The sequence below is a fragment of the Oscillospiraceae bacterium genome, assembly GCA_035380125.1.
Classification (GTDB): domain Bacteria; phylum Bacillota; class Clostridia; order Oscillospirales; family JAKOTC01; genus DAOPZJ01.
On the sequence record DAOSWV010000002.1, the window covers coordinates 102,790 to 117,652 of the forward strand.

A 14,863-nucleotide genomic window follows, 5' to 3' on the forward strand; every position below is an offset into this window, starting at 1 on the left:
AAGTGAGGTAGAATAGAAACCGATAAAATATGAAAGGGTTCGTATATGGATCAAATATTTCAAAAAATCAATGCATTTTTAGATGAAAACCGGGAAAACATGGTCGCCGATATCTGCAATTTAATTGCGATTAACAGTGTCCGGGGAGAAGCGGCACCGGATAAACCGTTTGGGGAAGCGCCGGCGGCGGCGCTGAAAAAAACCGAAGAAATTTGCCGCAGATTCGGCCTTGAGCCGGTGAATGACCAAAACTTTGCGCTGTCTGCAGTCGTCAATGACAAGCCGGTACGGCTGGATATTTTGGCGCATCTCGATATCGTCGAGGCCGGGGACGGATGGGATACCGACCCGTTTCATGCGGTCGTGAAAGACGGGAAAATTTACGGGCGTGGTTCGTCCGATGATAAAGGGCCTGCGGTTGCGGCAATCTATGCAGCTGCGGCGGTCAAAAAATTCTGCCCCGATCTTACGGGTAACTGCCGTCTGGTACTCGGGAGTTCCGAGGAGACGGGCAGCGAGGATATCCGCCACTTTTATGCGGCGCATGAAAAAGCGCCGATGTCGTTTTCACCCGACGCCGAGTATCCGGTTATCAACATCGAAAAAGGCTCCTACGGGCCGAAATTTTATGCCGAGTGGGAAGTGTGCAATGCCGTACCGCGTGTTTTGAAACTGGTCGGCGGCAAGACCAACAACATCGTGCCCAAGACGGCATGGGCGCAAATCGCAATTTCGCTCGACGATTTGGTTGATGCGTGTGAAAAAGCCGGAAAAGAGACGGGTGCAATGTTCGACATTGTACCGGAATCGCCTGAAGTTTTTAAGGTTACCGTGACCGGAGAGGGCGCGCATGCATCGATGCCTGAGCGGGGCAACAACGCACAAACCGCACTGATTAAAATGCTGGCTTCTTTATCGCTTGCCGACTGCGGCAGTACCCGGGCAATCAAAGCATTCAATGAGTTGTTTCCGCACGGGGATACTTCGGGGAAAGCACTCGGGATTGAACAAAAAGACGATATCTCCGGTGCATTGACTTTGAATTTCGGGGTGCTCGATCTTGGCGAAACCGGATTTACCGCTCGTTTTGACAGTCGCGTGCCGATTTGCGCAAACCAAGAAACTGTTTCTAAACCGGTGGCCGAAAAGCTGACCGCACATGGATTTACGGTCGACTCTTTGCAGATGAAAGCCGCACACTATACGCCGGCGGAAAGTCCTTTGGTGAAAGTACTGTTGAAAATTTATGAGCAGCACACCGGATCAAAAGGCAAATGCCTTGCGATCGGCGGCGGAACCTATGTACACGATATCGAAGGCGGTGTGGCGTTTGGGTGTGAAATGCCCGGCGCCGATTATCATATTCACGGGCCCAACGAATATGCGATCATTGATGAACTGGTGTTGGGTGCCAAGATGTTTGCGCAGGCCATTGCAGAATTGTGCGAATAGAGACTTAAAAAGCTCCCGAAAGGGAGCTTTTTATAGATGAAAATTCGCAAGTTCAGAATGAAAAACTTTATAAAACATAACTACCGTATTTGACGGCGAGATTCCAGCGGTCGTCGCACAGGGCTGCGCGGCCCTGATAATACAGCAAAGCGCGGTCGGCAATGGCCGGGTCGTGAAATTTGAAGCACAGCGGCGTCGAAATCTGCGGCGCGGCATCGATGAAATTTTCGAGCGCGTCGGTGTTTGGAATCTCTACAACCGGTATAATATCGTCTTCAATATCCAAAATGTTATCCGCTAAATCCTCGTCGGCTTTGATCGGGTCGGAAAAGACCGAATCGGGGCCGATTTTGGTATAGCGGCTCTCGCTGCAAATGTATTCGCCGTTCTTTTTCGGCGTATGGAACGCAAGCCCTTCGGTCGCTGCAATCATGGCGCGGATATGGTCGGCATTGGTGCCGCAGCAGCCGCCGAGTACCGTCGCACCGGCTTCGACCAGCGGTTTGACAAACGCTGCGAATTCTTCCGGACCCATGCGGTGAAGTCCGTTCGGGTCGGGCAGGCCTGCGTTGGGTTTGGCGATCATCGGCAGGGTTGAGATATCGCGTGCGGACGCAATGACGGGCGGCATATTTTCCGGGCCGCCGCTGCAGTTGAGGCCTGCGGCAAACGCGCCGAGCGATTCGGCGATAATCATGGCGCAGGGCAGGGTGCAGCCGGATAAAGTCCGGCCGCTTTTTTCGACTGTGATCGAGATTAAAAACGGCAGACCGGCGGTTTTTGCTGCAAGTGCCGCCGCGCGAAAATCCGAGGCGCAGAGTTGGGTCTCGATGGCGACGCCGTCCGCTTTTTCCGCTGCAAAAGCTGAGGTCTGAAGAAGAAAAATCTCATAGAGTTCTTCCATCGACACCTCGCCGACGGGCAGCACAAATTCGCCGCTGGCCGAGATGTCGCCGAGGACGAGCTTATCTTTCGCGACCGATTTTGCCATCTTGACAAACATCCGGTTATATTCGCGTGCGCGTCCTTCCAGTCCGAATTTGGCCAGTTTGGGTGCGGTCGTCTCAAACGTCGGGGCGTAAATGGCGTCGGAACCGGCGTCGATATAGCTTTTCATGATGTCGAGCACGACCTGCGGGTGCTGTTCCATCCACTGCTCGGGGCAGGCGCCGCGCGGCATGCCCGCTTTGAACAGGTTTGCGCCCATGCTGCCGTCGAGAAAAAACGGTGTTTTATTGATAATGGCCATCGTATCACCCTTTCCGAATCGGAATTTATAGATTCAATGTGCAGAGATACCGGATGCAGCCGGGGTATTTTTCGCCGAGAGAAGTAATTTCAAAACCGTAACTGCGGTAAAAACCCACCGCGTCGTCGTCTGTTTCGGCGGTGATTTGAATGCAATGAAGATGATCAGCCGCATAGGCGATTAGTTTTGAACCGATTTGTTGATTACGGCGATCCGGATCGACGGCGATGCTGAGGATTTCGAAAGATTGCGTACCGCGGTTTTTCAAAACGATGACGCCGAGGGAGTTTTCGTTTTCGATACAGGCGAAAGCAGCGACATCGGGGTCGGTCTGATAGGCGGTGGCGCGCGCAGCAACTTTTTCAGGCGTCGGTTGGTATTGGCTTAAGGCAAGAACGGAACGGACCGAGGGGTCATTTAAACGGTTTTTGATATCGGTGATCGTCATAAAATGCCTCCGCAAGTCCCTGCCGTTTGGTGTGCGTACCATTTTAGCACAGCGCGGATATAAAAGCAAATAAAAACGCACCGGTTTTTAGTCGGTGCGTACGAAATATCAATAAGAATGATAAGCCTGAGATTCTTCGCTTCGCCCCTGTTTCACAGCGGGCGGCTCAGAATGATAAATTTGATGCTACCGCTCGATTTTGATCTCGACATCTTTGGGCAGGGCAAGACCGGCTTCGACTTCCATGGTCTTGAGCATGGCGGTGCAGACCGGGCAGGCGGTGTGTTTGAGATGCGGGGACACGACCTTATAAATCTCGGTCTCGCAGGGCTTTTTGAACAATTCCGTGAGCGGGTCCATCGGCCCGAGTTCCTTTGCACCCGCCATCACCATCGGGCAGTTGCTTTTTACCTCAAGCTCGATCAGATCGTCGTCGTTGGTGGTTGCGGTGATGTCGGTTTCGAAGCCGCAGATACCGGCCTTTACATGCGATTTTGCCATTTTTAAAACTCCTTATTTCAATGAGATTTCAGTGTGCAATGTGTTGCCTGTGAGCGGGATTAACAAGCCGTCGCCCTCGGGTCTTGCGCCGGAGAGTTTCGGAGTCACTTTATCCGGGGTGCGAACATGCAAGAAAATTGTTTTGAGCGGTGTATGGCCGGGTTTGAGGGTGAAGTCAAAGGTCATAACCGATCCCATACGCTCGAGGGTATAACTGACATCGCCGAAGTCGGTGCGGATATTTTCGATTTTAATATGTTCGTTGTCGGCCATCCATTCACGCGGCAGCATACGGGCGATGTGCAAGATACCGTCTTTTTCGGTGACAAGGCCATCGCGGATATACTGCATAAAGGCGTTCGGAGTAAAAGTGTGCTGGATGTCGCCGGTGATCTTGGTTGCGCCGGGTTCGGGCATGCGCTCCTCGCACCAGGTGAACAGCGGCGTGCCGTGGTTGAGGGTGATCGGTAAGTAAGCGGCGGCTTCGTCGATCTCGCCGCGCGCGATATGTCCTCTGGCGATTTGGTCAAGTGCCATTGCGACCCAGAGACCGCCTTTCATCCAGCCGAGATCGACCGGGACGCCGCCCTCGCTGCGGGTGCGGGTCAGATGGCGCATGGTGCCTTCAGCCAGCGGGTCGAACGGGCTCATCAGGTCGACGCCTTCCATGAACGGCAACACCGCGCCGAACCGGCTGCCCGAGGTCTTGCCCGGAACGGCCGGAATCCAGCGGTAACCGTCTTCCTCGATGGAGCCGCGCTGCATGGCTTCATAAGTGCAGGCCCACAGGTCGTCGAGTTCGGGTTGGAACTCGGAGATGATTTCGGGTTGATTCAGCACTTTTGCGGCATAGATGACGTCTTTGAGGGTTTGGCAGTGCGCGACGCTCGCCATGAAGAAATGGCCGAAATAATCGTCGCCGTCCATCAGGCCGCCGTCGCCCATGCTGCGCGGCAGCATGCCGTAATAGAGCACTTTTTCGCCGTTTTCATCGGTGATTTTGGTTTTGTTCCGGGCGTTTTTGATATACCGGCAGTGGGCTGCCATGCGCTCCATCGGGATTTTGAGGGAACTCTTATCGCCCGTGAGTTCGTAATAACGGATATAAAAACGCATGCGGTACATCTGTGTCCACAGAATGTGGTGACCCCAAACGCGCACATCGTCCCAGCGTCCGTTCGGCTCCTGAAACAGCATCAAGATATCGACCATATCACTGGAGATATCCGAAAAGCCGAACGAAGCCAACAGCTGCGAGGCGATAGTCGGCTCGACGGTATTGGTGGCACGGTACATCTCCGAACCGGCGACACCGGCGGTATAGCCCTCGATGGCGCGCTCGCGCATGACAAATATGTCGGCGAAGCAGGCGTAAAAAGCGTCCTCGACCATTTTGTCAGGCAGTTCGATTTTGCTGATTTTTTCAAAGATCGCGGCCCACTTGGAAAGGCCCCATTCGATCTCGGCGTCCCAATCGCGGTTTGTCCATTCTTCGAGCGCGTCGAAAGTGATTCTGCGCGGGATGACGAGATATAAATCCCGTTTCTCGCCGGGTTTCAGGGTCAGTCCCATGCGCGCCTGCCGGACCTTTTTGGGCTTGATGTCGTCGCCGCCGAGGCAGAAAGCCATCACGCGGTCGGCGCGTTCGTTCATATGGGGCAGAAGCGCATTATAACGCGCGTCATCTTCCATCCAAAGCAGGTTAAAGCAAAAATGTTTGGAAAGGGCGTTGATATCGAGTTCGACCGGGTCTTTGCCGGTGTTTTCTGCGGTAATGCGCATAGCCATGGCATCGCGGCAGGGGGCGGTGAAGGTATGTATCTGAGCGGATTTGCCCGCCAAGGTGCATTCCAATGCGGGATAGCGGTTTTGATAACGGCGGTAGGACGAGGTTTTCATCGGCTCGCCGTTTTCGGTGGCCGAGACATTGATGATCCAATCGATGCGCGGCCAGGCGAATGCGCCGAACGGCACCTGTGACAGGTCGCCGTCCGACCAAGAGAGCGCAATTTGATCGGCGCTGACATCGGCCAGTAGTTTGAACCCGTCAGACGGCAGGCAGACGGTCAGGCGGTGAGGGAACCCGAAGGCATGAGAAAAGTCGATTTGGGTTTTCATAAGTACCTCGTAATGTTGTAGGGAACGGTCTTGACCGTTCCGTTATTTAAGCTGGCTTAACCGAATAAGCGATATAATTTTTTCGGAATGGTCAAGACCATTCCCTACACGGGTTCAGGGACTGACGCAGCGGAAATATAGATTCGACCACCCCGCCCTGCGGGCACCCCAAGGCGTCAAAGCCGCCCTATGGGCGGCATAACGACCCATGCAGAGGGGAATTAAGTGAAGAGTTAAAAAGGAATGTGCCATGCGGCGGGGAAACAGGGTGTTCAGTCGTCATTGCGAGGGGCGTTGCCCCGCGGCAATCCAGACAAAGAGATAATCAGAACACTTTATTTCTGGATTGCTTCGTCGGCGCAGCGATTACGCTGTGCTTCTCCTCGCAAAGACGGTATCCTTCTACAGAGAGAAACTTTTCGACTTTATTGATTATCGGTTGATTATGTAATTGATCGCAGCCCCTGCGAGGGCAAGGCCGGCGGCGCCGACGACCCATCCGGCGGAGGCGGGCGGGTGCTTGCCTTTTGCACCGGGTAAAACGATTTCCTGTGGGATTTCGAGCGAATAGACCACCTTGAAATCGAGACCGCGTTTTCTGGCCTCGTGCCGCATGACGCGCGCCAACCCGTCGCCGCAGCCCGCCGTTTCGGCGATCATTCCGATGCGGAAAGCCGTCGGATCGAGCCGGTTGCCCGCGCCCATGGACGAGATGAAACCGGTTTTGCGTTCGGCGGTCTCTTTGACCAGTGCTAGTTTGGTGGTCACGGTATCAATGGCGTCTATAACAAAATCGGGCCCTTCGTCAAAGAGGAGCCCGAGATTTTCCGGCATAAAAAATTCCTGAATCAGAATCAGCTTTGCGTCCGGGTTGATCGAGAGCAAACGGCGTTTTGCTGCTTCGGTTTTCGGCATCCCGACCGTCTGTTCCGTAGCTAAAATCTGGCGGTTTAGATTTGAGGGATCAACCGTGTCGCCGTCTGCTAAAATCAAAGTGCCGACCCCGCTGCGCAGCAGGGCTTCGGCTGCATACCCTCCGACGCCGCCCAAGCCCACAACCGCAATTTTGCTTTTTGCGAGCTTGTCCGCGTTTTCGGCGCCGATCAGCGCCTGTGTGCGTGAAAGATCCATTTTACCTCGAAAAATACGGCTCCCCGCCATGTCGTAGATGCGGATTTTTGATAACCTGCCTAATTTCTTAAACAGGAGGGACGTCACCGGCCGGTTTTGTGCTTCCAACGTCCGCAAATGCGGGAGGCCTGCATTCCCGCCGGTCGAGGAGGCGTCCGATTACATGAAGTTGTAGGGTTATAAAAACCGCAATTCGCATACATGGCAGGGAGATAACGAACTCGTGAACGAGTTCGTTTGGCAAGAATGTCTCTTACGCGACATTCTTGATGGTTTGATGAATCCCGAAGGAATTCGTTTGGAAAGAATGCCTCTGACGATGCATTCTTTATGCTGCATGGATGGTTCGTTTGGCAAAAATATTTCTGATGAAATATTTTTGAGTGTTGCTTAGGGTTGGATGAGAACTCGGAGAATTCGTTTGGAACATGGATAATTCACTTGGCAAAAATGTCTCTTGCGCGATATTCTTGATGTCGATTAGAGTTTGTGCGCTATTTAGGACTTGGTTAGAACTCGCGCGACAAGAATATCTCTTATACGATATTCCTGATGTAAAATTTATTCTTCGTCTTCGGATTCGTCGTCTTCCGCAAAGGCGGCTTCGAAAGCGGTAGAGACCCGTTCGAATTCCGCATCATCTTCGATGATCTCGAAAATCTCTTCGCCGTCTTCTTCGATGACTCGGACAATGTAGACGTCCTCGTCTTCGTGGTCACAGTTTTCGTCGGTGCAGACGGGCAGCAGCGCCGCATAGTGTTCGCCGTCGACGTCAAGTTCTCTGACGATTTCGAATTCGTATTCGTCGCCCTCCTCATCGGTGAGGGTGACGAAATCGTTGCCGTAATCTTCGCTCATGGTGATGCCTCCATTTATTCGGTGATTTTGATAACGGTGATAGAGCCCGGACGCAGATAGAGAACTTCGGGAAGCGGACCGAGTACACCGGTTTGCGCATGATCGTTATTGTTGTCGGTGACGAAAAAACGTGCTTCGTATTTTTCCGGCAGTCCCGCAGTTTCGAATTTGTATTCGCGCGCGACGCCTTCGTAGTTGGCGATTAAGATGACTTTTTCGGCGTTGGATTTTGCCGCCAGCACCAGAACTCCGTCGGCACCGCCGGTGCATTCGATTTGATTCATACCGGAGACTTCATGAAAAGCCATCAGGGCATAATACGGTTTTTGGGGAACGCCGTGCGGATCAAAACAGGTATCCCAGCCACCGCCGCCGTCGGTTCGATAGAAGTTGGCGATCTGCACTGGCAGGTTTTGAAAAGTGATCATTGCGCCGAGGATATAACTTGCCGCCCGGGCGCTGCGCATCTCTTCAAAAAGGGCTGCGCGGAAATATTCACCATTCGGATCACCGAGTTTCGGCCAGATGTCCTCGAATTCCCAGAAATAATTATATTCGGTACACAGCAGTTCGATGTCGGAAAAACCGTTGTTTTCGAGGCTTTGCGTGATATAGTGTACGCGGTCGCGCAGCTTTTTGAAACTGTCGCCGTAGGCATGGAACGAGAAAAAATCAAATGCATGGGGCGCCTTTTGAAGCGCCGTTAAAAACCCTTCGAAAAAGATTCTTCGGGACGGTTCGTCGACCGCACAGGAGGCGTATCCGCCGAACTTTAGTTCGGGATAACGATTTTTAAGGACGGATGATGCGACGCAGTAGAATTCGTAAAACTGTTCGGGTGTGCCGCTCCACTGGCCGGCCATCGCCATGGCGGATCTTCCGAGATCGGCGTCGGGTTCGTTCCAGATCTCCCAATACCGGATGTCATAGGTGAAACCGTCGGCCCAGCCGTGGTTATAGTGTTCGATAATCCGGCAGCAAATACGCGCCCATTTTTCAAAATCTTTCGGCGGTTGATTGTGAAAACGGAACGGGCCGCCCTCCATGCTGTTCCCGAGCCGGTAGACGATGTCCATGCCCGTGTCCTTGATTGATTTGATATAGTAATCGGTCGGGGCAAAGAAATAGTTTTTCGGATCGTTTTCGTCGGCGTCAAAATTCGGGAAGATGGCGGGGACGTCAACGCAGGCCAGATGGTGGATGAAACTGTCATGCAGGCGGGTATATGAGGGCCGAACTTTTTTAAAATATTTGGCCGTGCGTTCCGTCGGTGCGTTGCAGGTGCCGTTGACCGGCTTGATCGGCCCGATGATCTTGTTGAAGTCAATGACAAAATCGGGTTCTTTGGGACGATATTGATATTGGTTTAATAAGATTTCCATGCTTTACACCAACCTTTCGTGCAGACAGGCGTTTTTATTGCTGTTCGATACCGCCGTAGTAGACGATGTCGATGCTGTTGATTACGACATCTTCGAGCGGCTTGTCGTTGCTGTCGGTTTTGACGACTGCAATTTTGTCGACGGTCTCCATGCCGTAGAAGACAAAACCGAAGACGGTATGTTTATAATCGAGCGCCGGTGTTCCGCCGTACTGACGATAGACGTCAATGACCTGACTGGAAAAACGGGACGGAATCTGTTCCATCTGGGAAATCGTGTCATCAGAGACCGTATCAAGCTGGACGATAAAGAACTGGCTGCTGTTGGTGTTTGCATAACCGATGTTGGCCATCGAGAGTGCGCCGCAGAAATTGCGGGCATCGGCGTTGAATTCATCATTAAAGTCCTGACCCCAAAAGCTGTCGCCGTAATAACCCGTTCCGGAGGGATCGCCGCCCTGAATCATGAAGTCTTCGATGACGCGGTGGAAGATGATGCCGTCATAATAGCCGCTGGTCGCAAGCTCTTTAAAGTTGGTCACTGCGAGCGGCGCGGCGTCCGGGAAAAAGCGGATGCAGAGATCGCCCATAGAGGTGTGCATAACGGCGATTTCTTCGCCGAGTTCGGGCTCGCCGTAGAGAGCGAAGCCGTAGTCGAGGATTTTGCCGTTCGCTTCGGCCGGAAGCGTCACGGTCTCGGTGGCGTAGTCCTTATCCGAGCCGGAAGGCGTGCTGGTGTTTCCGCTGATTGTCACGGTTTTGTCACATCCCATTAAAAAAATAAAGAGAATCAGAGAGAGTGCAAAGAGTTTTTTTGCCATGCTGATTGGTCATCCTTTCTGGGTTTTGCGTTTTTTATAATCTAAGCGCCGAGAATGCGGTTGAGCTGCTCGCGCATGGTCAAAATAAATTCGTCGGTGCGAGGGTACTGCTCGAAAGTCAGTGTGCCGTCGGGATCAATTAGTTTCATTACCGTTTCTTTTCCGACTTTGGCTGCAGTGGCTTCGAGTGCACGCAGGTCGCACAGGGCTTCGTAAAAATGCAGGTAGTGCAGGGACAGAACCGGGCCGTCTTTTCCGGGATAGACCGAGAACGCGTCGCCCGCCGGGAAGATGCTGTCGCCGTCGGTATCGCGCCACGGGTCGAGCGGATGAATTGACAGGTGGGTGTTCCAGAAGTTATACCCCCACTGCAAAAATCCCGCGATGTCGTATTTGAACAACTGGCTTGCGATCACTCGGGTGCGCCGTCCGGGCATCGCAAGGAATCGGTTGCTGACTTTTTCGCCCTGACCGCAGCAGTAGTATACCCACAGATCGGGGACTTGCGCCGAGATGAATGCCTGGGCGTGATTGGTCGCGGCCACCGGTCTTTTCAGCAATCCCTCTTTATAATAATCCAAATTGCTGAGCGCGTCAATGATTTTTTCGGCCGGAACATATTCCCTGATCAGTGCCGCACCGTCTTTAAAATTTTTAATCGAGGTCTCGTTGGGTTCGTCGGAGACGTGGAAAACGCAGTTTTCCCAGTTGCCGGAGTCCTTTAAATAGGCGGTCAAAGCTGCTAAAAACTGATGCAAAAACGATTTGTATTCGGGACCGTGCGCATCGGTTTCCCAACCGAAGATGCGGCGCGGTTTCCCGTCGGTTTGTGCGATAATTTTCGGCGCGCTTTTGGCGCCCCACTGGGTGAACAGATGGGAGATTTCGATATACTCCATGCCGGCACGCTTGGCGGTCTCAATCCAGCGGGTGAGCAGCGTGAAATCAAATTCGTATTTACCGTCAGACAGTTTGACTCCGACCAGTTGAACGGTCGGGCGCTCGGTGCCGATACGGGTATCGAGGGGAGGCGTGAAAACCGGCGTCAGAATCATATTCTGCCCGTGATCGGCGGCGGTTTTCATGTATTTTTCAATCAGCTTCCAATGCTTTTCGGAAAAGACGGGAACATCATAATACTGTGCGATGCAGTCGGAATGGAACCACTGGGTGTTGATCAGTTTTTGCTTGGGCAATTCAAAAGAAATTACATCAAGATCGAACTGAATGACGGTCAGTTCGCCGTGTTCGCTGTCGCCGAATGCAAACATCAGCTTGTGCGTACCGGGTTCGGGGCGAAATTTTGTTAGGTCAACGCTGACCAGCAGCGAGCGCCACTCCTGATTGACCGCTGCGAGTTCACCGCCTTTTTCAAACGGGATCAATGCGTCGGGTAAAAGTCCCGGTGAACGGGTGATATAGTCGCCGTCGTCGACATTGGGATAGCAGGGAAGTTTGACGGGAACGAGCGCCACCTGATACAGCGTCACCGCTTCCGCGAGATCTCCTGCGACACCGACGTTATAATAGCCGCGCATCTCGGTATAGTTTTGTAGCGTATAGGCGATTTGGAAGGAGAATTTTTCTCCGTAACAAGCCGAAAATCGCTCAAAGCCGCCTTTGGGTTCGGCGTTGGGCAGGATTTTTTCAAGCGATGAGCAGGTTTTCAATAAGATCGGCATGGTGATGACCTTTCTCATTTGTAGGGAACGGTCTTGACCGTTCCGGGTGTCAGTTACAAATTTATAATCAAATCGTCAATGGTTTTTCAGATTGTAAAAACACGCCGAAAATACGGAACGGTCAAGACCGTTCCCTACTTATTCGCCTTCTTCATTCGCGCCGCAGCACTTTTTATATTTTTTGCCGCTGCCGCAGGGGCAGGGGTCGTTGCGGCCGATTTTTTTTCCTTTATTGACGACGGTTGTGACCGCCTTCTTCTCTTTAGGCATTTTTTCGCCGTGAAAAGCCTCGGAGGGCTTGGCGATCTGGGTGCGCTGCATCGGAGCCGCCGGACGCGGCATGACGGTCAGAATCGCACGGACCGTGTCTTCGCGGATCAGTGAGACCATTGCGTCGAACATCTCAAAGCCCTCGACACGGTATTCGACAACCGGGTCGCGCTGGCTGTAGGAACGCATATAGATGCCCTGCTTGAGATCGTCCATCGCATCGATGTGATCCATCCACTGGCGGTCGACGTTGCGCAACAACAGGATACGTTCGACTTCGCGCATGTTCTCGCCGAATATCTTTTCGCGCTTGGCGTATTCCTCGTCGGCGCGTTTTTGCAGAAGGTCGGTAAAGCCCTGTTTGCCCATCTTGGAGAGGTCCTGCGGGGTCAGGTCTTTGAAATCATTGTCGGAGCACAGCCATCCGCGGAAATGGTCACGCAGGCCGTCGATATTCCAGTCGGCACTGTCGTCTCCGGAGATGAAAGTGGCAACGCCGCTCTCGATGCACTCGGCAATCATATTCTCAATCACCGGTTTCAGATCGTCTCCGTTCAGAACGCTCCTGCGCTGACCGTAGATGATTTCGCGCTGGCGGTTCATGACGTCGTCGAACTGCAGAACGCTCTTACGGGTCTCGAAGTTGCGTTCCTCAACGCGCTTTTGGCTGCTTTCGATCAGGCGGGAGAACATACCGGCTTCGATCGGCTGATCCTCGGGGATTTTGAGCGTTTCCATCATATTGGTAAGCCGTTCGCCGCCGAACAGACGCATCAGATCATCGTCGAGAGACAGGAAGAAGCGGCTTTCGCCGGGGTCGCCCTGACGACCCGAACGGCCGCGCAGCTGGTTGTCAATACGCCTGGATTCGTGGCGCTCGGTGCCGATGATGAACAATCCGCCCGCAGAGATAACCTCCTGCGCCGCGTCGGCGATCTCGGCTTTGTGTTTTTCGAGGAAACCGACATATTTTTCGCGCGCGGCGAGAATTTCGGCGTCGTCGGTCTGGGAGCGGCTGATGGCGTTGACGATCATCTCGTCTTCAAAGCCCTCTTTGGCCATATCGTTGCGGGCCATGTATTCGGCGTTACCGCCGAGGATTATGTCCGTGCCACGTCCTGCCATATTGGTTGCGATCGTGACCGCGCCTTTTTTACCGGCCTGTGCGACGATCATCGCCTCGCGTTCGTGGTGTTTGGCGTTCAAAACCTCGTGCTTGACACCGCGGCGCTTGAGCATACCCGAGATGATCTCGGATTTTTCGATCGACACCGTACCGACCAGCACCGGCTGTTCTTTTTCGTGGCATTCGATGACCTGTTCGACAATGGCCTCGTATTTGGCTTTCTGAGTTTTGTATAGTACATCGTCATGATCTTGGCGGATCATGGGTTTATTGGTCGGGATCTCGATGACGTCGAGTGCGTAAATATCGCGGAATTCCTGCTCTTCGGTCAGCGCCGTACCGGTCATGCCTGAGAGTTTATTGTAAAGGCGGAAGAAGTTCTGGAAAGTGATGGTCGCCAGCGTCTTGGATTCATTGGCCACCTTGACGTTTTCCTTGGCCTCAATAGCCTGGTGCAGACCGTCGTTGTAGCGGCGTCCGTACATCAGACGGCCCGTGAACTCGTCGACGATGATGACTTCGTTGTCTTTGACGATATAGTCGATGTCGCGCTGCATGATGCCTCGCGCGCGGATGGCCTGATTGATATAATGAGACAGAGAACTGTTTTCGGGGTCGGAGAGGTTTTCGATATTAAACGTCTGTTCCGCTTTGGCGATGCCGTTGGCGGTCAGCGTGGCGCTTTTGTGTTTTTCATCGACAACGAAATCGGCGTTGGCGAATTCCTCGGTGTCTTCAATATCCTGCTTTTCGTCGATTTCCTTGATCTTGACCACGCGCAGGCGCTTGGCGAAGTTGTCGGCCAGCGTGTACATCTCGTTGGCTTCCTCAGCCTGACCCGAGATAATCAGTGGCGTTCTGGCTTCGTCGATCAAAATCGAGTCGACCTCGTCGACCACGGCGAAGTTATGGCCGCGTTGAACCATTTGGGCTTTTTGAACGACCATGTTGTCGCGCAGATAGTCGAAGCCGAACTCGTTGTTGGTGCCGTAGGTGATGTCGGCGGCATAGGCTTTTTTGCGCTGGTCGTTGGGTACGTCGTGCAGAATCAGTCCCACGGACATACCGAGATAGTTATACAGACGGCCCATCCATTCGCCCTGAAATTTGGCCAGATAGTCGTTGACGGTGACGATGTGGACACCCTTGCCGGATAATGCGTTCAGATAGGCCGGCATGGTCGCGGTCAGGGTTTTGCCCTCACCGGTTTTCATCTCGGCGATACGGCCCTGATGAAGCACGATGCCGCCGATGACCTGTACCGGGAACGGTTTTTGCCCCAGTACCCGCACGCTCGCTTCGCGGCAGGCCGCAAACGCGTCGGGCAGGATGTCGTCGAGGGTATCACCGAGTTCAAGGCGTCCGCGCAGGCGTTCTGTGGTGCCGCGCAGCTCCTCCTCGGACATATTTTTATATTTTTCCTCCAGCGCAAAGACCTGATCCGCGATCGGCTGAACCCGTTTCAACTCGCGCTGGCTGTGTGTGCCGAAGATTTTTTCAGCAAGTCCCATTTTATAATCTCCATTCCCATGCCGCAGGCGCGGCAAAAACGATGAAAAATTTGTTTTCGCAACGGTAAAAACAGCTGTGTTCCACAGCCTTTTGCATTATAGCACAACCGAATCAAAAAATAAAGTCGCCGGCGAGTCGCCGGTGACAAACGCGTCGAAGAATCTGCTCCACATAAGCGTGATAGCGCGCGCTGCCAACCTTGGTACAAATCCCACGGGAAACGATCTCGCGCGGACACCCGAAAATTCCCCTCTTTGGAGGGGTGGCATGAACGTCCGCAGGATGTTCATGACGGGGTGGTCACAAACTTGAAC

Annotated in this window: 12 protein-coding genes; 2 read left to right on the plus strand and 10 right to left on the minus strand. The window is 53.2% G+C overall.

Translation table 11 applies throughout. The annotated features are described in order from the left end of the window. The first annotated feature begins 45 nt into the window (after positions 1–45). Complete coding sequence (locus PK629_01080) at positions 46–1,452, plus strand: Sapep family Mn(2+)-dependent dipeptidase (GenBank protein ID HOP10064.1); 1,407 nt, start codon at positions 46–48, stop codon at positions 1,450–1,452. A 67-nt stretch (positions 1,453–1,519) separates the two neighbouring features. Here PK629_01080 and PK629_01085 read toward each other — a convergent pair whose 3' ends face one another. The 5 genes from PK629_01085 to PK629_01105 all read right to left on the minus strand — a co-directional run bounded on the left by PK629_01085 (position 1,520) and on the right by PK629_01105 (position 6,899). Then, entirely contained in the window at positions 1,520–2,701 is a 1,182-nt protein-coding gene (locus PK629_01085) for a homocysteine S-methyltransferase family protein (GenBank protein ID HOP10065.1), read from the minus strand. A gap of 25 nt (positions 2,702–2,726) precedes the next feature. Next, positions 2,727–3,149 carry a GNAT family N-acetyltransferase gene (locus PK629_01090; protein ID HOP10066.1) on the minus strand — a complete coding sequence of 141 codons (423 nt, stop codon included), beginning with the start codon at positions 3,147–3,149 and terminating at the stop codon, positions 2,727–2,729. Positions 3,150–3,335: 186 nt separating this feature from the next. Beyond that, positions 3,336–3,650: a hypothetical protein gene (locus PK629_01095; protein HOP10067.1), complete on the minus strand. Its 315-nt coding sequence runs from the start codon at positions 3,648–3,650 to the stop codon at positions 3,336–3,338. A 12-nt stretch (positions 3,651–3,662) separates the two neighbouring features. Next, positions 3,663–5,768, minus strand: coding sequence for a hypothetical protein (locus PK629_01100; GenBank protein ID HOP10068.1), 2,106 nt, complete (start codon positions 5,766–5,768; stop codon positions 3,663–3,665). A gap of 432 nt (positions 5,769–6,200) precedes the next feature. After that, the gene (locus PK629_01105; protein HOP10069.1) at positions 6,201–6,899 is read right to left on the minus strand and encodes a tRNA threonylcarbamoyladenosine dehydratase; all 699 of its coding nucleotides are present in this window, start codon (positions 6,897–6,899) and stop codon (positions 6,201–6,203) included. A gap of 223 nt (positions 6,900–7,122) precedes the next feature. Between PK629_01105 and PK629_01110 the strand changes: the two genes are divergently transcribed. Beyond that, entirely contained in the window at positions 7,123–7,293 is a 171-nt protein-coding gene (locus PK629_01110) for a hypothetical protein (GenBank protein HOP10070.1), read from the plus strand. Positions 7,294–7,460: 167 nt separating this feature from the next. On the opposite strand, the gene PK629_01115 is transcribed toward PK629_01110, so the two are convergent. The 5 genes from PK629_01115 to secA form a co-directional block, all read right to left on the minus strand. Further along, the gene (locus PK629_01115; protein HOP10071.1) at positions 7,461–7,757 is read right to left on the minus strand and encodes a DUF1292 domain-containing protein; all 297 of its coding nucleotides are present in this window, start codon (positions 7,755–7,757) and stop codon (positions 7,461–7,463) included. Between the two features lie 14 nt (positions 7,758–7,771). Next, the gene (locus PK629_01120; protein HOP10072.1) at positions 7,772–9,139 is read right to left on the minus strand and encodes a hypothetical protein; all 1,368 of its coding nucleotides are present in this window, start codon (positions 9,137–9,139) and stop codon (positions 7,772–7,774) included. A 34-nt stretch (positions 9,140–9,173) separates the two neighbouring features. Continuing rightward, a complete protein-coding gene (locus PK629_01125) occupies positions 9,174–9,959 on the minus strand; it encodes a peptidylprolyl isomerase (protein ID HOP10073.1) in 786 nt (261 codons plus the stop codon). Between the two features lie 41 nt (positions 9,960–10,000). Further along, positions 10,001–11,641, minus strand: a complete 1,641-nt coding sequence (locus PK629_01130; protein HOP10074.1) for a DUF4091 domain-containing protein — start codon at positions 11,639–11,641, stop codon at positions 10,001–10,003. A gap of 138 nt (positions 11,642–11,779) precedes the next feature. Beyond that, on the minus strand, positions 11,780–14,548 hold the full coding sequence (gene secA, locus PK629_01135; protein HOP10075.1) for a preprotein translocase subunit SecA: 2,769 nt from the start codon (positions 14,546–14,548) through the stop codon (positions 11,780–11,782). Positions 14,549–14,863: the final 315 nt, after the last annotated feature.

What these genes read in the sequence shown, in the direction of transcription:
- PK629_01085 (HOP10065.1), bottom strand. Translation starts at nt 2,701, where the DNA reads ATGGCCATTATCAATAAAACACCGTTTTTTCTCGACGGCAGCATGGGC.
- PK629_01100 (HOP10068.1), bottom strand. Translation starts at nt 5,768, where the DNA reads ATGAAAACCCAAATCGACTTTTCTCATGCCTTCGGGTTCCCTCACCGC.
- secA (HOP10075.1), bottom strand. Translation starts at nt 14,548, where the DNA reads ATGGGACTTGCTGAAAAAATCTTCGGCACACACAGCCAGCGCGAGTTG.
- PK629_01120 (HOP10072.1), bottom strand. Translation starts at nt 9,139, where the DNA reads ATGGAAATCTTATTAAACCAATATCAATATCGTCCCAAAGAACCCGAT.
- PK629_01115 (HOP10071.1), bottom strand. Translation starts at nt 7,757, where the DNA reads ATGAGCGAAGATTACGGCAACGATTTCGTCACCCTCACCGATGAGGAG.
- PK629_01130 (HOP10074.1), bottom strand. Translation starts at nt 11,641, where the DNA reads ATGCCGATCTTATTGAAAACCTGCTCATCGCTTGAAAAAATCCTGCCC.
- PK629_01125 (HOP10073.1), bottom strand. Translation starts at nt 9,959, where the DNA reads ATGGCAAAAAAACTCTTTGCACTCTCTCTGATTCTCTTTATTTTTTTA.
- PK629_01095 (HOP10067.1), bottom strand. Translation starts at nt 3,650, where the DNA reads ATGGCAAAATCGCATGTAAAGGCCGGTATCTGCGGCTTCGAAACCGAC.
- PK629_01105 (HOP10069.1), bottom strand. Translation starts at nt 6,899, where the DNA reads ATGGATCTTTCACGCACACAGGCGCTGATCGGCGCCGAAAACGCGGAC.
- PK629_01090 (HOP10066.1), bottom strand. Translation starts at nt 3,149, where the DNA reads ATGACGATCACCGATATCAAAAACCGTTTAAATGACCCCTCGGTCCGT.
- PK629_01080 (HOP10064.1), top strand. Translation starts at nt 46, where the DNA reads ATGGATCAAATATTTCAAAAAATCAATGCATTTTTAGATGAAAACCGG.